The following is a 16,578-nucleotide window of genomic DNA, read 5'->3' on the forward strand; positions in this document are numbered from 1 at the left end:
TAATCGCCCTGAGCGCTCCTAGGCGGGGGAAGGAAAACGCGCTGCGATGAAGGTAATCACGCACCGCCAATACCCTCGATTACCTTGCCGGTGCCGTTGCACTGTTCGCACTTCTGGCTGTCCTTCTTTCCCGAGCCGTTGCATGCGGCACAAATGTTCTCGCCGGTTCCAGGCGTGCCGGGCGCCGCTTCGTCGCCGGGATTCAGATCGGTGTTATCGGGCATGGCGCCTCCTTGGGTGACCGGTAATACGCATCGCTTCGGCGTGTGTGACGCTCGCGCGCCCGAATTTCAGTAGCAGATCATTGACAAGGCGGTAGCAAGGCGCATTCCACGGATGGTTTCATCCGGCAATCATGGTTTTCGGCCGAACGCTTCGCGCAAGCGTTTCTTGGCGTTATCCAGAATGGTCCGACGCGATTTCGGCAAGTTTCGTCCGGCGCGATTGATATAGAAATTGAGCATCGACATGGCGGACTGGAACGGCGTGCCTTTGCGCCGGTTGCTGCGCGTTGACGATTTCTTCAGCGAATCAGCGATCTCCTGCGCACTGCCTTCCTTGAAAATCTCATGCTCGATGTCCATTGCATCGCTCGTTTCCATCACGTGGTGGGACCAGCGCTTGGGGTTCGAACGGTTTGAACGCTGCTTCGGTTTTGGTTTTGCGCGCGCATGTTTCTGACGCGTGGTATTGCGCTTGCCGTTGCTGCTCGCGCTGCTTTTGGATGCGGTAGCCATGTCGTTCCTCCCGGGCTATGGTGCGTGTTTCTCAATCAATTGATGGGCGTGTCTGAAAGCCTCGACGATCGCGCGATACGCACTCTCGCGCGTCTCGGCATCGGGGGATCGAAGTGCATACGATGGATGAAAGGTCGCGATGACCAGTCGTCCGTCGTGTTTGATCGCAACCCCCATCGAGGCCTGCAATTTCACGGCCGGTTTTTGCAGGATCGACTTCAAAGCAGTCACGCCCAATGCAACAACAACTTTGGGATCGTGTTCTGCCAGCTCCCGTTCGATCCAGTAGTGACACGCGTCCACTTCGCGTTGCGCCGGGGTCTTGTGCATGCGCCGCTTGCCACGCGGTTCCCACTTGAAATGCTTGACCGCGTTGGTCACGTACACCCGGCTGCGGTCCACGCCGGCTTCATCGAGGGCTTGATCCAGCAATGCGCCGGCGGGGCCGACAAACGGCTTGCCCTGCAGGTCTTCATGATCACCGGGTTGTTCGCCCACGAGCATCAGCGGCGCATGCTGTGGACCCGCACCTGGAACTGCTTGCGTAGCCGCCTCCCACAACAGGCAGCGGCGGCATTGATCGAGGCGCTCCGGTTGCTGGTCCGGACGAATGCCTATGGGCCGGGTCGCCATGACTGCATCAACCTGCAGCGGCGCTGCGCGCTTGCGCCAGCGTCAAGGTGGAGCGCATGGCTTCCGCCAGCCGCGCGGCTGGCGCTTCGCGCTCGCATGCTACGGCCGCCGCAACTTGGCCATCCTTCATCAGATAGGCGATGAACGCCTGAGCATCGAGATCGCCGTCGATCACCACTTCGTCGTGTTCGCTCGCATGGCCGAGATATTCGACGCGCTTGCCGAAGTGATAGGTCCAGAAATATGGCACGCCCGTGTAATGCTCGTCGCCGCCCACCATGTTCATCGCGGCGACACGCGCGTGTTGCTGGGCGACGCGCCAGTGTTCTATGCGTAGTGATTTTTCTGAGCGCGGCAGGGGAAATTGCGCGATGTCACCGGCAGCGTAAAGATCGGCAGCATAAAGATCGGCGGTATTAAGACCGGGTGTGAGACCGGGTGTGAGACCGACGACATGCATTGATGAATCAACGGGAATGCCGCCGTCATCCGTGAGCTCGACGCCGTGCAGAAAGTGAGTAGCAGGGCGCACGCCGGTGCCGATGATCACCACATCAACCGGCAATTTTTCGCCGTTATCAAGTTCCGCTGTGCGCACTGTGTCATCGCCCAGGAGCGCTGCGACTTTGGACTGCATGCGAAACACCACGCCGTTTTTCTCGTGCAGGCGTTGAAACATCCGGCCTAGTTCATCGCCGAATTGCGAGCCGAGCGGCACCTTTCCCGGCGCGGCCACAGTGACCTCCATCCCTCGCTTTCTCAACGACGAAGCCACCTCCAGCCCGATGAAACTTGCCCCCACGATCAGCGCTTTCCTCGCGCCTTCGAGTGACGCAAGAATCATGTCTGCATCGTCTCGCGAGCGCAGCAGGAAAACGCCGGGCAAGGTTGAACCGGGCACGTCCAACGGCTTGGGAATTCCCCCTGTGCAGATCAGCGCGGCGTCGTAATTCAAGGTGAGCTTGTTGGACAGGTCGATTTGCTTTGTGCTGGCATCGAGTTTCACGACGTGCGCTTCAACCCGTTCAATGCGCTGGGTCGAAAGGAAATCGTCGGGCAAAAGCGGGGGGATCTTCTGCGGCGGCATGTCGCCGGCAAGCACGAACTTGCTGAGCGCCGTGCGATCGTAGGGCATGCCGTGCTCGGGTCCGATCAGCAGAAGACGGCCATCGAAACCGGCTGCGCGCAGCGTGGCGCAGGCGGCCGCGCCCGCTGCACCCGCGCCGATCACGGCCATCGTGCGTGTGTCATCGGTCGGCGTGTGCACGGGCCCGGCTTGCGGGTGCGGCGAAACCAGAACGTTGCCGTTTTCAATGACGACCGGGTAGCGCTTCAGACCGGCCAGCGGCGGCGGCTCGATCAGGCTGCCGTCGGCGAGCGCGAACGTCCCTTTATGCCATGGACAAACAATGCGTCCATTGCATATCGCACCCTCCTCGAGCGGCGCGCCGGCATGCGGGCAATCCGCTGAAAACGCATGCACCCGGGCGCCTTGCCGGACCAGCAGGATGGGGGTATCGGCAACGCTTACGCGCGTGCCGCGGTCCTCGCGAAGATCGTCGAATTTTGCTGCTTGTTGCATGGAACCGGCCATGTCGCACTCCCCGTCACTCGTTCTTCAGCTTTCAGCAAAAAGCGGGCCGTTGAGCGTGAACATCAGGCGATGCGTGAAGGCTTTGTGCTTTCTTTCTCCTGCGCACGATAACGAAACGACGAAGCGCTGCTCATGCCGCGATCCGCTCCAGCGACGCCGACCCGGCGCGTACGGATTCGAGGATGAGCGACGCGAGCTGCTGCACCGGTGGCGTGGGCGTGGCTGTCGCGCGCACGAGCGACAGCGGCAGCGACGGTAGCGCGGGCAATCCCAGATCCCGGCCCTCGAATGCACTGACGGAAGCGGGCAAGCCATAGCGCGTGCGCACGGTAAGTCCAAGGCCTGCTGCGGCGGCGGCCCACAGTCCGGAGAGACTCGGACTCGTGAACGCCACCCGCCAACGGATATTCGCGCGATCGAGTGCCTCGGTCGCGGCGCTGAAAAAGAGGCACGCGCGATCGAACGCGACCAGCGGCAGCGGTTCTGCCGGATCAGGATTCCACGGCAAGGTCGACGAACCGATCCAGCACATCGCAGGCTCGGCGATCATCTCGTGCCGGTCGCTGCCCGGAAGTTCATGGGCTGACGAAACCGAGTCGTCCCAGATCAGGGCAAGGTCGAGGTCGTTCGAGTCGATCCGGCTGAGCAGTTCCGTATTGCGCGCGACTCGTGCCTCGATCCGAACCTTCGGATGCGCGCGCGAGAACCGGCCCAGGACGTCAGGCAACATGACCTCGCCGAAATCCTCCTGCAGCCCGAGCCTGATCCACCCTTCCAGGTCGGGGCCGCGCACGGCGACAGCGGCTTCGTCGTTGAGATCGACCAGCCTGCGCGCGAACCGCAGCATGGTTTCGCCCGCTTCGGTCAGCGCCAGGTTGCGCCCGGCTTTCTTGAACAGCGGCGCGCCCGACTGCTCCTCCAGTTTCTTGATCTGCGCGCTCACGGCCGAGGTCGAGCGCCCGACGCGGTCCGCCGCCTTTGCGAAACTTCCCAGTTCCATGCCGACCACGAAGGTCCGCAATGAAGCGACATCGAAATTGGTCTGTGACATGTTTAATCGTCCTGTTTTATCGAATCGTTATTTCGATATTACTTGATATTCAGGATGATGATTATCCGCGAAACTGGGTCCATCGAAAGCATTCAAGAGAGAAAAGCATGGAAACCCAATGTGCAATTCCCTTGCCGCTAACAGCGCAGCGCAACTTGGGCGCGTCGCACCGATGGAAAGTGCTGGGTGTCGGCGTGGCCGCGAACGTTAGCTTTTCGGCTGCCGCCGCGGGCATTCCTACCACCGCCGTGTGGCTGCGCGCCGATTATCACCTCGGCAACGCAGCGCTCGGGTTGGCACTCGGGGCCATGGGGCTGGGCGCCGCGCTCTCGGAGTTGCCGTGGGGCGTTGCGACCGATCGCTGGGGAGACCGCCCCATCCTGCTGACCGGATTGGCCACGACCGCCGCCGCGTTGCTCTCCATGATGCTGTTCGTCGTGCCCTCGCATGCGGATGTTCCGGGTTTGTTGTGGCTGGTGATGTCGATGTGCCTGGTCGGTCTGGTCGGCGGGAGCGTGAATGGATCCAGCGGGCGTGCCGTCATGAGCTGGTTCCAGGAAGGCGAACGCGGTCTGGCCATGAGCATTCGCCAGACCGCGGTGCCGCTTGGCGGCGGTCTGGGGGCGTTGATCCTGCCCTGGCTTGCCTCCACCGGGGGATTCCGGCCGGTCTACGGGGTGTTGGCGGCCATGTGCGCGGTCTCGGGTGTGCTCACCTGGCTTTGGCTGCATGAGCCGCCGAAGGCGCCTGTCGCAGCGCATGCCGCTTCGAACGCGAGTTCACCCGCGCCCGCCGCGCCCGTAGTTGGTCCGCTGCGTGACGGGATGATTTGGCGTGTCGTGGGGGGCATCGGCATCTTGTGCGTTCCGCAGTTCGCCGTGGTGACTTTCGCCACCGTGTTTTTGCATGACTTCGGGCATGTCGGCATAGCCGGCATTACCGCGACGATGGTTACCGTCCAGCTCGGCGCGATGATCATGCGCGTTGCAAGCGGCCGTTTCACCGACAAACGCGGCAATCGGCGGGCGTACTTGCGCGGATCGACGCTGGTCGCGGTGGCGTCGTTCGTGGTGCTGGGCGCTGCGGTGGCGTCGGGTCACCGGTTGCCGGAAGCGTTGCTGATGGCGCTGATCGCGTTCGCCGGAATCTGCGTGTCTGCGTGGCACGGCGTGGCCTACACGGAACTCGCGACGCTGGCCGGCAAGGATCGCGCGGGCACGGCACTCGGCATGGTCAACACCGCCGTGTATTTCGGGCTGTTCCTGACGCCGCTATGCATTCCGCATTTGCTCGCGATCGGATCATGGGGCGTTGTCTGGCTCGCTGCTGCTGTCTGTGCGCTGGTTGCTTATCCGTTGTTCCCGAAACCAGTGAAGCCCGTGGCTCGGATGGGCTGATGGATTTGGTCAGTTCGAGGAGGGTGGATTACCGTGTCCTCCCGCCTTCGTTGGTTTCCCATAATCGTCGATATGGATCGAACCATTCGCTGGCATCTTTCAAGGCCGCCGCCGCGAGCCGGCATGGACGGCGTTGCGCGTCACGCTCGCGCACGATCAGCCCGGCATGCTCGAGCACCCTGAGATGCTTGGACACGGCGGCGAGTGTCATGTCGAACGGTTCAGCAAGCTCCGACACCGATGCGTCGCCTCGTGCAAGCCGCGCAAGGATTGCCCGCCGGGTCGGATCGGAGAGCGCCGCAAAAGTCGAGTTGAGGAGGTCGGTAGTCACGCGCGCGCCTGATGGTTCGTGAGGTCAGCGGTTCGCTCACCATGAGGTATGGTTGAAACAGACGACTGCAATGTCAAGGTACGGAAGGGGCGCGGTTATTCGTCTAATGTGTAATGTGTATCCCGACGATCCCGGCGATCCCGACGATCCCGACGATCCGGATCATCGCTTTGGTGCAAACCTGCTGGATCGATCCGCGCTCCAGCAGAAAAAGCGTGTTGCCGCTACTATTGCGAAGATGAAAAATCTGCCGGACCATGCGTCTCGAACGCTTTCAAACCCACTCTACGATTTTGTCGAACGGCATCCGCGGCTGTTCGTTTTGTCTGGCGCGGGAATTAGTACGGAATCCGGAATACCTTGCTACCGGGACATCGAGGGACAGCGTACCGGTCGAGCGCCTATTCTGCTGAAAGACTTCATGGGCTCGGAGTTTGCGCGCAAACGCTATTGGGCGCGCAGCATGATCGGCTGGCCATTGGTCGCGGGCGCCGCACCGAATGCCGCGCATCTCGCGGTTGCCCGGCTTGAGCGCCTGGGCCTGTTCGAAAGGCTTGTCACGCAAAACGTCGATGGACTGCATACGAGCGCGGGCAATACGGACGTGATCGAATTGCACGGCAACATTGGTCGGGTGCGGTGCATGCAATGCGGCGACGAGACCTCGCGCGCGGCGCTCCAGCCGCGACTTATCGCCGATAACCCGAGCTTCGTTGGCTTGGCTGCGTTGCCGGTGGCGGACGGCGACGCGCAACTCGAAGGCTATGATTTCGAGTCCTTCCACGCACCGTCCTGTACGCGCTGCGGCGGCCTGCTCAAGCCTGACGTGGTTTTTTTCGGCGAAGGCGTGCCGCGGACTCGCGTGGACGCGGCGGCTGCCGCGCTCGAGCAGGCGGATGCCATGCTCGTGCTCGGTTCGTCGCTGATGGTGTATTCAGGTTTTCGCTTTTGCGAGTGGGCCGCGCGCGCCGGCAAGCCGATCGCGGCGGTCAATCTTGGAAAGACGCGCGCCGACGCGTTATTGCAACTGAAGGTCGAAGCACCGTGCGGGCCGACGCTCGACGCGCTGGCGAGCGAACTCGACCAGCAACTGGATCGAAGCGCTTAAGGGGCGAGTCCCTGCTCGCGCCTCACTCGCGCATCTTCTTCAAGCCGGATATCTTCAATTTCCTGCATCACGGCTTCGAGATCCACCGGGGTGGTGTCTACTTCCACGTGACCCGTGAGCTTGGTATCGACGGTAAGCAAACCCGCTTCGTACAACGCCCACATCTCTTTGGCGTAGCTCGCCTTCAGCAATTCGGGCGCGAACTGGCCGAAGTAGGTCGCGAGGTTATCGACGTCACGTTGCAGCATGGCCGCCGCTTCGTTATTGCCGGCGGCATCCACGGCCTGTGGCAAGTCGATGATCACCGGACCGTCGGCGGCCAGCAGGATGTTGTATTCCGACAGGTCGCCGTGAATCATGCCTGCGCACAACATGCGCACGACTTGGCTCAGCAGCAGTTCGTGCAATTCGAGCGCGCGCGCGTGGCTCATGTCCACGTCATTCAGACGCGGCGCGACGTCGCCCTGGGCATCTACCACCAGTTCCATCAGCAACACGCCATCTGTGCAGATGTACGGTTGCGGCACACGCACGCCAGCATTGGCGAGGCGGAACAGTGCGTCGACCTCGGCGTTCTGCCACGCCTCTTCCTGCATCTGGCGGCCGTAGCGCGTGCCTTTTTCCATCGCGCGCGCTTGCCGGCTGTTTTTCACCGTGCGGCCTTCGCGGTACGAAGCCGCTTGCCGGAAGCTGCGCTGCTTTGCGTCTTTATAGACCTTTGCGCACCGGGTGGCGTCGCCGCTGCGCACGACATAGACAGTCGCTTCCTTGCCGCTCATCAACTGGCCGATCACTTCGTCGATCAGGCCTTCTTCCAGCAGTGGCAGCAGCCTTTTTGGCGTTTTCATACGGCCACCGCATAGGGGAGGACTTCGCGGAAGCCGCGAAGGGGGTGGCAGGCGGGGAGGCAGGAAATTGGAATCATGGCGGATTATAAAGGCAACGCGGATTTGCCCGGGCAGAAGCGGTTGTGTGCGCTCGGGCCGGGCCGGTTTCCGTCGGCTCAGTCAAGGAGGTAACGTTGCGCTAAACGTCCCGTGCGGTATTCCGTTCCGCGTTGCCTTTCTTCTTGCCGTCGCCAGGCCGATGGCATGAATCAACTACGCTGGCTTTACAAACAAAGGTAGCGCACGTCTTTCAAGCTCTTCCAACCTACTCAAGCCTCATTCGGCCATCGAGCGCTCCATCGAATGCCCCGTTCGCAGGCTAAACACGTCTCAGCTTAGGAATTAAAAGCGGATTTCAAACCGCTTTTCCTTGCGGATTTTCTATTCCATCGTACGAATAGACGTGCTGGATTGCACCCAGCCGATTCCGCCATCACATGCCCTCTGCGCCACACCAGCTCAACCTGAAGCTCGACTCTAGTCCAGATGAAAATGCTTCCATTTTGATACGTGCCTCCCAAGCAGTCATTTTATATTTGTCTAATCAATCCCTCATTACATCGATATTTATCCCAATACAACCCTTTCACAAGCTTTTGCGGCTTCTATTTAATCAGACAATATTCGTAATTACCGATTAATAATCAGTTGTTACAACGTGTTACGTCTTTTTTACTGTCTCAAAACGTTTCGTTTGTGTAACATCATTTTCGCAAGTAGGCAGAACATTCGTACTTTTTTAGTCGCGGCGTTTTGGCGGATTTAGCCAGCGACGACCCTGCCAGCCCTTCCTCCTGATTTAACCGTTGCCGAGTTCCTCCAGGGCGCTTGGGGGAGAAGGTGCGCCCGGTTCAGGTCCATCGCTACGATCAGGCAGCCATTCAAATGAAAAAGCACCCATTACTCAGTTATTCAATATATTCAGTTGTGCTAGCGTTGGCGGCATGCGGCGGTGGAGGGTCCGGCGACCCCGCCAGCTCCAGTTCGACCGCAGCGACTAGCAGCTCCTCCAATGGATCCAGCGGGACTGCCGGTACCACTTCGGGAACGACGGCAAGCACCGCCGCGGGCACCGCGGGCTCAACCGGGGCCGCAGGCCCCGCTGCTGTTGTTTCACCTTCCGCGGTCGCGAGCGCCGCGTTGCGCATGACATGCGCAACGCCGGCCACCGCCGCTGGTTCGTCGTCAAGCGGCGTCATTACAGCCGACACGCCAAGCACCGACGGTACGCGCATGTTTGCCTCGGGCAGCACGTTCCCGATCGCGATTACCGCCAGCCCGCCGACCGCCGACACGCTCGCGTGGTCCGTCGCTGACAGCCTCGGCAACACAGTAGCCAGCGGTAGTTTCCCCGCGCCGGCCGGCTCCAGCACCACGACGCTCAGTTGCACGTCGACGCTCGCCGGTTACTTCGCGGTATCGGCAACGCTCGCCAAAGCCGGCGGCACCGTCCAGACGGCCGGCACGCGCCCGACCGGAATGGCAACCTTTGGCGTGCTGCCCAATGTGACAGGCAGCCTGCCCGCGCCGACCTATGCGCACCAGGAGCAGCATCGATTCGGCATGCAGGGGTTCAACGGCTGGACCGGAATGCTCAATGCCCTGGGTATTACGTCGACCATCGACGACCGCGAACTGTCGGCCACGGAGCCGAACGGTCCGAACACCTGGACACCCACAGCCACGCCAACCGACACCGGCTATTCGTCGGGCCAGATCATGCGCCTCGTTCGGCTCGACGGGATTCCTGCATGGGACAGTTCGACCGGCGCCTTCACCGACAGCTCCTACCTGCCCACCAACCAGGCGGGGTACCAGACGTATATGAGTCTTGTCGGGACTGAAACCGAACAGATGCGGCAGAAATACCTGCCCGCCATGGCAAAAAATTACTACCAGGTGACCTGGGAGCCGAACCAGTTCTGGCTGGATACGAACGCAAATTTCGTACAGCTATACAAGCTGGTTTATACGGGCCTCCACGCAACTGATCCGAATGCCGTGGTCATGGGTCCCGCCGACGCGTTTCCGGCGCTCACCACGCAGCGCCTGCAAACCATGGCGCCGCTGGGTCTGGCCCAGTATCTGGACGGCATCGCAACGCATGGTTATTACGATGCAGGGACGTCGCCGTCGCATCCGCCCGAGCGTCTTGCGACTGACCCGAGTGCCGCCAACGCCGCGAACGCGCTGATGAACGAGATGCGCGGCCTGCGCCAGGAAATGCAGAAGGACTATAAGCCGGGCATGAAGCTGTTCGTGACGGAAACGGGGATCAGCTACGACCTCGGTACGTCTTACGGTCCCAATTATCCGACCTCGAATGTCCTGTTCGCGCAGGGCGCGGTGGTGGCGCGCACGCACATCATCATGCTGGGCGAAGGAGCCGACCAGACCTACGTGTTCTACGGTGCGGACTATCCGGCCGAACCGGGTTACGGCACTTTCTTCGACCTGGCTGACCCGCAGGGTGCGTACGGCGCGACGAACGTGAGTCCGAAGCCGGCAGCGCTGGCGATTGCGGCAATGACGCGTGTGCTTGACGGCACGACCACGCTCGGGCCGGTGAACGGCACGCCGTCGGGTGTCTATGCCTATGGATTCCAGCAGCGCGGCACGGGTATTCCGATCACCGCGCTGTGGACCCACAACAACGCGGTATGGAGCGCGAATTCCGGCTTCAGCCAGACCTATACCGTGAGCTATAACCTGAGCGTCGACGCGGCGGGAACGAGCGGTACGGTGAAGGTGCTGGACTGGATGGGCAACGCGACGACGGTGGCTTACAGTAACGGCGTGGTCACGCTGAACCTGACTGAGATGCCGATGTACGTGGTGTCGAAGAATGCGAGTGTTGCGCAATCGAACTCGACGGTGCCGTTGGGATATCTGGGTACCTGAAGTGGGTACCTGAGCTGGATACCAGAAGTTTGGTTGTGTGCTGAATGAAAAACGCTGCTGCGAGCTTACTCGCAGCAGCGTTTTTCATTGATACTGCCGGTTTCAGCTTCCGAGTGCCGGGTCAGACATGCTGCTCTTGCCCGTTTCCACGTGTCCTGCAAGACGCCGCACGAAGGTGGTGTCCGAGGCAATGGTGACGCTCAGGTCGTACCAGCCATACGACGCGCGCAGGTCCAGATAAAGACTTTCGGTGTCCCCGCCACGCACTTGGCGCGTGATGACCGTGCCGGGCGTGTAGGCGTTCGCTACGCTGAACTGGCAACTCGTCGTGCCCAGGTTCTTCAGGCGCAATTGCAGGTTGCCGTTGGCGACGTCGTAGCCCTCGGCGACTTCCGGCAGCGCCTGCTTGTCATTCCACCAGTGCTGCTGGACCGCCGTGCCGGCGAAGCGGCGCAGGAAGCCGTTCGGACCGTACACGATAAAGTCGTAGGTATTGGCAGCGGTCAACGGGAATTGATCCTGCAGCCGTTTGCCGGCTTCGACGGTATAACAGCTTGGCGCGGTCTGGCTGTTGGCCGTATACGCGAGGAAAGTCGCACCGGCATCGCCCGAGTTGATGAAGTCGAGGGTGACGCCTTTGCCCGTATTCGTGTGGGCGTGAACAAAGAACTCGTAGGGTAACGCGCGGGCGGGACGCACGCCGGGCTCCTGTTTCGGGACGGCCTGAACCGCGGGCGGCACCGGAACATAATCAGGATGACGAATCTTTTGCGTCGGGGCATAACCGCTTGTGTCCGGCAAGGTCGGAAACGCGGCGTTCGGGTTCTTGAAATTGAACGCGGATGTCAGGTCGCCGCAGATCGCCCGGCGCCACGGCGTGATGTTCGATTCGGTAACCTTTGCGCCCGAACCAAAACGCTTTTCGATAAATTGAATCACCGAGGTATGGTCGAACAGTTCCGAGCACACGTAACCGCCTTTCGACCAGGGCGAGACCACCAGCATCGGCACCCGTGTTCCAAGGCCGTAGGGACCCGCCTGGTAGCTGCTGCTGCCCGGGAAGATCTCATTGACCGTGCTGACCGTGGATTTGCCGTTAGCGGCGGAAGAGGGCGGGAACGGCGGCACGACGTGATCGAAGAAACCGTCGTTTTCGTCGTAGTTGATCAGCAGCACCGTCTTGCTCCACACCGCCGGATTCGAGGTCAGGATCTGCAGCACCTGGTCGACGTACCACGCGCCATAGTTAGCCGGCCAGTTCGGGTGCTCGGAGAACGCTTCAGGCGCGACGATCCATGAGACCTGCGGCAGTGCGTTGTTCTGCACGTCGCGCTTGAGGATGTCGAAATACCCGTCGCCGGCTGCCGCGTTCGTGCCGGTACGCGCCTTGTCATACAGCGGGTTGCCGGGCTGCGCATTGCGATACTGATTCAGGTAGAGCAGGGCGTTGTCGCCGTAGTTGCCGATGTACGCGTCGTTGGTCCAGCCCCACGAGCCGTTTGCGTCGAGCCCGGTGCCGATGTCCTGATAGATTTTCCACGAGATATTCGCGCTCTCGAGCACTTCCGGATACGACGACCAGCTATAACCGAGTTCGGCATTGTCGATCACCGGGCCACCGCCGGTGCCGTCGTTGCCCACCCAGCCAGTCCACATGTAATAGCGGTTCGGGTCCGTCGATGAGTTGATCGAGCAATGGTAAGCGTCGCAAATGGTGAAGGCGTCGGCCAGTTGATAGTGGAACGGAATGTCCTGGCGGGTGAGATATGCCATCGTGGTCGTGCCTTTGTATGGCACCCACTGATCGTAACGGCCCTGGTCGTAAGCGCCTTTGCCTGAGGTCCAGTCGTGCGGCAGATCCTGGATGAACTGGTTGCCGAGATCGGGCGCGCTGGGGCGGAACGGCAATACTTCGCCGAGTCCCGCAGCAATGGGCTGGTTGAACACGGACTGACCATTCGGAAGCTGCACGGCGCGGGTATCGCCGAAACCGCGCACGCCCTGAAGCGTGCCGAAGTAATGATCGAAGGAGCGGTTTTCCTGCATCAGCACGACGATATGTTCGACGTCCTTGATGCTGCCGTGCTGGTTATTCGCGGGTATGGCGAGTGCATTGCGGATGCCAGCCGGCACGATACCGAGTGCGGTGGCGGAACCGGCTGCCTGTGCGGCAGCCCTGAGAAAGTCACGTCGGCTTTTCAAGTTCATGGGTCTCTGTCGGTCGTGGGGGGAAGGCTTGATCGGCTTGCCGACCGCTTTCTTGTCGCTTTGTGTTACTCGGCCTCGTGAATAACCGGGGGCAACAAGGGATCGGAAGCGGCGGCGCTCGGGGGTGCTTGGGTAAGACTGGATGTTGCTGTTGCCGGCTGGGTTTGCTGCAGGGCCCAGCGTTGTATCTCCGACGATCCCGGTAAAGCGGATGCATCGGCTTGCTCAATGGAGGAAGACGAAGAAGAGGGTGCTGAAGAAGAGGAAACCGAGGACTGCTCCGGCGTGGATGCCGCGGGTTGATCGTGGTCACCGCATGCGGCGAGCATCGTGCACACGAGCACGGCGCCGCATAGCCAGTGGATACTGAGTAATCTGCTGAGCACAAGCGTCCTCTGGACCGTTTGCGTGACGGCGCCATGCGCATGCGGATGGCGTCGGGAAAGTGCAAGCCAAGAGGATAGAAATTACACGTGTAGGAATTATTAAATAATCGAAATAATGTTCATATCGTAATTTAAACGTAATTAATGTGTTTGATTGCAGTAGGGATTATTGAACAATAGAGAGATGGGTTAAGTCGTCGGAAAAGGGGATCAGCCAATCGTCGTGAGACTGCCTAATGTTTGTCCATGCCGCCGCCCCGAAAAGCGCACGGTTGTGAAAAATTCGTTAAAGCTTACGATTTACATGCCGTAAAGATATGGGCAGAGGCAGCTGATCGACTGTCACTGGCTGTCATCCGAAGTCCCGCAACGGCGACTCCTGCGTGCTCGACGAGGAACGCCGGCCGGACCATAACAACATTGTTGCGGTCCGGTCGCGCCAGAGTTGGTAATCCAAAACGCATCTGGCAGACCGGACGACACAGGAGAACACGATGTTCACCGATACGGCGCAGCGGGTCTTGCAACTCAGCGACTACGCGGTGCGCCTTGCCGCCGCGCGTGACCGGAGCTATACGCTCGCACGTGACGTCGAGAAGTCGCAAGCCACGCTGAACGAGGTGGCCCACGATCCCGCAAGCGATGCCGCCCTTTGCCGCTATGCGGCCGACGCCCTTGAATCCTTGTGCGAGAACCTGGTGCGGCTGTGCGCGCTGACCGACCAGGCATCGGCGAACGCCGAAGCCCTCGCGGCCTTGCCCCTGAAATTTTTCTCCGATAACGCAGGCGCGGCTGAAGACCTCGAAGCCGCGGTCCTGTCGCTGGCCGAGGCAACGTCGACCGCTGAAACACAGCTTGCCGAGCTTGCGCAAGTCGTGGGGGAGGCGTGCGGCGCCGTCAATGAAATGCGGCGGCCCGCGCAAATCGGGTAAACCCCTGTCCGGGAATTTTGACACGGTAATATGCGGGTATACGCGAGGCAGCAACACGCTTCGCGTGCGTCACATGCAGTGCGTTGGTCCGGCGATCCCGGTCGAATGTTTTGCCTGACGCACTAAACAGGAGGGTCCGCCGCGAGGCGGACTCGTCGTATCGGAACCGGCCACGAGCCGCTACCGGCACTTGCCCCGGGTATTACACATGTCCATTGCAGCATCCCTATGCTCTCTCACGCGAGGCTTCCACCGCGCGCGCGACCACCGGTCCATCACCCGTGGTGCTGTCTCCCCTTCGTCTCGTCTGCTGACCCGCCTGCTCGGCTCCGATCCTGGCCTCCTGCGTTTTCACACTGCGCTTCGCAGCGCGATTGCCTGCGTAATGACGGGTGTGGTGACGATCGGCTGGACCGTTCACACGCATCGGCCGCCGACGCTTGCCGCATTCGCGTTGCTGTTCGCGATGGTCGCGCCGCTGTTTCTCCGCGATGCCACGCCGCGTGGCTGGTTCAGGTCGCTCGCCGTGATCTATGGCGCGGGATCCGCGAGCCTGATCGCGGCGAGCGCGCTGGCGGCCTGGCCGCTCGTGGCGGATGCCGCATTCCTCGCCGTGCTGTTCGCGGCGATGCTCGTTCAGGCATGCGGTCCGCGTGCACTCGGCGGCGCGATGACGGCAGTTGTTTCGTTCTACCTGGGACTGTATCTCCATCCGACGTTCGTGCATGTGTTCGCCATGCTCGGGTTGTCGACGATCGCGCTTGCCTGCGTGGCATTCACCGGTCGCGTGCTGGTGCCGACCCGGCCCGAGGCCACGTTGCGTCGCGCGCTGAGCGCGGTAATGCAGCGTGCCACGACCGTGCTTGCCGATCGTCGCGCTGATGAGCCCGAGGCCATGCGTCATTTGTCGCTGTTAAACGAAGCGGCGCTCGCTGTTGAAGAGCAGCTTGGCCTGCTCGATCCCCCTGGCGCGCAGCGACTGCGGGCTTGCCTGATCGAGGTCGAGGTTGCGGCGGCCCAGCATGCTGTGGATGCCAGCCAACTTGATCGAAGCGATGTTCGCGTGCGGGTTGCCCTTCGGCGTTTATCGCGTGCAGGTCGTGACGCGGTGGCGTCGACCGCTCGCGCCGCGAAGACAGGCGTGAAGCGGCCAGCCGGCGCTGCGATCGTTTGGCGCGATGCGCTTTCCTGGCTGCCCGCCTGCCGCGCCACGACGGCCGCGCTGATAGCCATGTTGATCGGTCATTCGGTATCGCCGGAGCGATGGTTCTGGGCTGTCATTACGACCTTCGTGGTGTTCCTCGGGACACGTTCGCGCGGCGACACGATACGCAAGACCGGCGAGCGCGTGCTGGGCACGCTCGCGGGTGTCGCCGTGAGTGCAGCGCTCGTGGGCGCATTTCATGGCACGCCATGGCTGCTGGTTGTCGCGATGGCCGCGTGCGTGTTTGGCTGGGCGTATTTCATCCTGACCTTGTATGGGCAGGGCGTGTTTTTCATCACCGTGCTGGTCGGGCTGATCTATGGCGAGTTGGGCTTTGCGATTGGACCGCTGATCGAGATGCGCGTGGAGGAAGTGTTTGTGGGCTGCATCGTGTCGATAGCCGTAGCGGTATCGATGATGCCGCTGCGCACGTCGCATCATGTCGACGTCAAGGTGACGGGCGTGCTTGATGCCCTCGATGAGGTCTTGCGCGTTTGCACTGCGAGTGTTGGTGGGCTTGGGCTCGATCCGCTCACGGCCATGCGCGTGCTAGACCGGCGTTGGCATGAGTTGCGCGTCGCAATGCGGCCGTTACAAACGCAGCGGGTGTTCGCATGGAACCCGCAGATGGAACTTGCGGTCGGGCCGTTGTTTGCCTGCGTGCAGGCGGCGCGCGAACTGGCGCGGGAGACGGCACGCGGCGCGGCAGGCGCGGCGACCGATGAGGCTCGCGCACGCCTCGCCGGAGCGTTGGTCTTGTTTGCTGCCCGGTCCGGGCGGAATGCCCGGGACCCCGACACGGCGGTTGGTGGGGAGTTAGTTGGTGCGCGGTAGGGTTGGTTTTGGGGGCAGGTTTTAGGGTTTGCGGTCGGGGTCAATGCTGGGGTGCAAGGATCCTGCGTTAGCGGACGGAGTCAATGCCGGGGTGCTGCTTTCGGCCTTAGCGGTCTGCGTGAGTCGGATGTTTTCTTTAGCACTGTTAGCCACTGTGCGTGGCGGCACGTCATTTCTTGGTCCTTAACGACAAAGAAACGAAGCAAAGAAAACGCTTTCAACCACGCTACCCTAAGTGTCCACAGCGTGCAGTTTCTATTCATGGGTGCCCCAAAAGCACGGTGCTCGCCAGAGCGGAGGATGTTTGAACCCCTCCTTCTCGCGAATCCTGACATAGACACGCTTCGCCATCAGTGCTCTCGGGCAAGCACTATT

At 61.3% G+C, this 16,578-nt stretch carries 14 protein-coding genes; 5 read left to right on the forward strand and 9 right to left on the reverse strand.

From position 1 onward, the window contains the following. Positions 1-56: 56 nt before the first annotated feature. From BSU04_RS46625 to BSU04_RS25735, 5 genes are all read right to left on the reverse strand, one after another. The gene (locus BSU04_RS46625) at positions 57-224 is read right to left on the reverse strand and encodes a hypothetical protein (RefSeq protein ID WP_179258440.1); all 168 of its coding nucleotides are present in this window, start codon (positions 222-224) and stop codon (positions 57-59) included. Positions 225-353: 129 nt separating this feature from the next. Further along, on the reverse strand, positions 354-737 hold the full coding sequence (locus tag BSU04_RS25720) for a DUF3175 domain-containing protein (protein WP_089163225.1): 384 nt from the start codon (positions 735-737) through the stop codon (positions 354-356). Between the two features lie 15 nt (positions 738-752). Next, positions 753-1,370, reverse strand: a complete 618-nt coding sequence (locus tag BSU04_RS25725; RefSeq protein ID WP_089163226.1) for a UdgX family uracil-DNA binding protein — start codon at positions 1,368-1,370, stop codon at positions 753-755. Positions 1,371-1,377: 7 nt separating this feature from the next. Continuing rightward, positions 1,378-2,964 (reverse strand): FAD-dependent oxidoreductase, encoded by a 1,587-nt coding sequence (locus BSU04_RS25730; RefSeq protein ID WP_089163227.1) that lies wholly within the window; start codon positions 2,962-2,964, stop codon positions 1,378-1,380. Positions 2,965-3,094: 130 nt separating this feature from the next. Then, the gene (locus BSU04_RS25735; RefSeq protein ID WP_089163228.1) at positions 3,095-4,015 is read right to left on the reverse strand and encodes a LysR substrate-binding domain-containing protein; all 921 of its coding nucleotides are present in this window, start codon (positions 4,013-4,015) and stop codon (positions 3,095-3,097) included. Between the two features lie 107 nt (positions 4,016-4,122). On the opposite strand from BSU04_RS25735, the gene BSU04_RS25740 reads away from it, so the two are divergent. Continuing rightward, a complete protein-coding gene (locus BSU04_RS25740) occupies positions 4,123-5,412 on the forward strand; it encodes an MFS transporter (RefSeq protein WP_089163229.1) in 1,290 nt (429 codons plus the stop codon). A 28-nt stretch (positions 5,413-5,440) separates the two neighbouring features. Here BSU04_RS25740 and BSU04_RS25745 read toward each other — a convergent pair whose 3' ends face one another. Further along, positions 5,441-5,743, reverse strand: coding sequence for an ArsR/SmtB family transcription factor (locus tag BSU04_RS25745; protein ID WP_089163230.1), 303 nt, complete (start codon positions 5,741-5,743; stop codon positions 5,441-5,443). A gap of 238 nt (positions 5,744-5,981) precedes the next feature. Here BSU04_RS25745 and BSU04_RS25750 point away from each other — a divergent pair, with 238 nt between their 5' ends. After that, positions 5,982-6,851: an NAD-dependent protein deacetylase gene (locus tag BSU04_RS25750; protein WP_089163237.1), complete on the forward strand. Its 870-nt coding sequence runs from the start codon at positions 5,982-5,984 to the stop codon at positions 6,849-6,851. On the opposite strand, the gene BSU04_RS25755 is transcribed toward BSU04_RS25750, so the two are convergent. After that, on the reverse strand, positions 6,848-7,699 hold the full coding sequence (locus BSU04_RS25755; protein ID WP_089163231.1) for a PA4780 family RIO1-like protein kinase: 852 nt from the start codon (positions 7,697-7,699) through the stop codon (positions 6,848-6,850). The two genes, BSU04_RS25750 and BSU04_RS25755, sit on opposite strands and share 4 nt — an antisense overlap. Before the next feature lie 947 nt (positions 7,700-8,646). Beyond that, positions 8,647-8,973 carry a hypothetical protein gene (locus tag BSU04_RS47945; RefSeq protein WP_256983295.1) on the reverse strand — a complete coding sequence of 109 codons (327 nt, stop codon included), beginning with the start codon at positions 8,971-8,973 and terminating at the stop codon, positions 8,647-8,649. Here BSU04_RS47945 and BSU04_RS25760 point away from each other — a divergent pair. Beyond that, a complete protein-coding gene (locus BSU04_RS25760) occupies positions 8,972-10,639 on the forward strand; it encodes a hypothetical protein (protein ID WP_256983296.1) in 1,668 nt (555 codons plus the stop codon). The genes BSU04_RS47945 and BSU04_RS25760 overlap by 2 nt on opposite strands. Before the next feature lie 102 nt (positions 10,640-10,741). Here BSU04_RS25760 and BSU04_RS25765 read toward each other — a convergent pair whose 3' ends face one another. Further along, the gene (locus BSU04_RS25765; protein WP_089163233.1) at positions 10,742-12,847 is read right to left on the reverse strand and encodes a phosphocholine-specific phospholipase C; all 2,106 of its coding nucleotides are present in this window, start codon (positions 12,845-12,847) and stop codon (positions 10,742-10,744) included. An 880-nt stretch (positions 12,848-13,727) separates the two neighbouring features. Here BSU04_RS25765 and BSU04_RS25770 point away from each other — a divergent pair. Both BSU04_RS25770 and BSU04_RS25775 read left to right on the forward strand, forming a co-directional pair. Beyond that, on the forward strand, positions 13,728-14,165 hold the full coding sequence (locus tag BSU04_RS25770; RefSeq protein ID WP_089163234.1) for a hypothetical protein: 438 nt from the start codon (positions 13,728-13,730) through the stop codon (positions 14,163-14,165). Between the two features lie 208 nt (positions 14,166-14,373). Next, positions 14,374-16,203, forward strand: a complete 1,830-nt coding sequence (locus tag BSU04_RS25775) for an FUSC family protein (RefSeq protein ID WP_089163235.1) — start codon at positions 14,374-14,376, stop codon at positions 16,201-16,203. The last annotated feature ends 375 nt before the right edge of the window (positions 16,204-16,578 follow it).

Source organism: Caballeronia sordidicola (genome assembly GCF_002220365.1).
In the GTDB taxonomy this organism is placed as follows: Bacteria; Pseudomonadota; Gammaproteobacteria; order Burkholderiales; family Burkholderiaceae; genus Caballeronia; species Caballeronia sordidicola_C.

Bases quoted from the DNA above. Each gene is read 5' to 3' on its own strand.
- BSU04_RS25770 (WP_089163234.1), top strand. From the start codon at position 13,728: ATGTTCACCGATACGGCGCAGCGGGTCTTGCAACTCAGCGACTACGCG.
- BSU04_RS25735 (WP_089163228.1), bottom strand. From the start codon at position 4,015: ATGTCACAGACCAATTTCGATGTCGCTTCATTGCGGACCTTCGTGGTC.
- BSU04_RS25760 (WP_256983296.1), top strand. From the start codon at position 8,972: ATGTTTGCCTCGGGCAGCACGTTCCCGATCGCGATTACCGCCAGCCCG.
- BSU04_RS25750 (WP_089163237.1), top strand. From the start codon at position 5,982: ATGAAAAATCTGCCGGACCATGCGTCTCGAACGCTTTCAAACCCACTC.
- BSU04_RS25720 (WP_089163225.1), bottom strand. From the start codon at position 737: ATGGCTACCGCATCCAAAAGCAGCGCGAGCAGCAACGGCAAGCGCAAT.
- BSU04_RS25765 (WP_089163233.1), bottom strand. From the start codon at position 12,847: ATGAACTTGAAAAGCCGACGTGACTTTCTCAGGGCTGCCGCACAGGCA.
- BSU04_RS25730 (WP_089163227.1), bottom strand. From the start codon at position 2,964: ATGGCCGGTTCCATGCAACAAGCAGCAAAATTCGACGATCTTCGCGAG.
- BSU04_RS25725 (WP_089163226.1), bottom strand. From the start codon at position 1,370: ATGGCGACCCGGCCCATAGGCATTCGTCCGGACCAGCAACCGGAGCGC.
- BSU04_RS46625 (WP_179258440.1), bottom strand. From the start codon at position 224: ATGCCCGATAACACCGATCTGAATCCCGGCGACGAAGCGGCGCCCGGC.
- BSU04_RS25775 (WP_089163235.1), top strand. From the start codon at position 14,374: ATGTCCATTGCAGCATCCCTATGCTCTCTCACGCGAGGCTTCCACCGC.
- BSU04_RS47945 (WP_256983295.1), bottom strand. From the start codon at position 8,973: ATGCGCGTACCGTCGGTGCTTGGCGTGTCGGCTGTAATGACGCCGCTT.
- BSU04_RS25755 (WP_089163231.1), bottom strand. From the start codon at position 7,699: ATGAAAACGCCAAAAAGGCTGCTGCCACTGCTGGAAGAAGGCCTGATC.
- BSU04_RS25740 (WP_089163229.1), top strand. From the start codon at position 4,123: ATGGAAACCCAATGTGCAATTCCCTTGCCGCTAACAGCGCAGCGCAAC.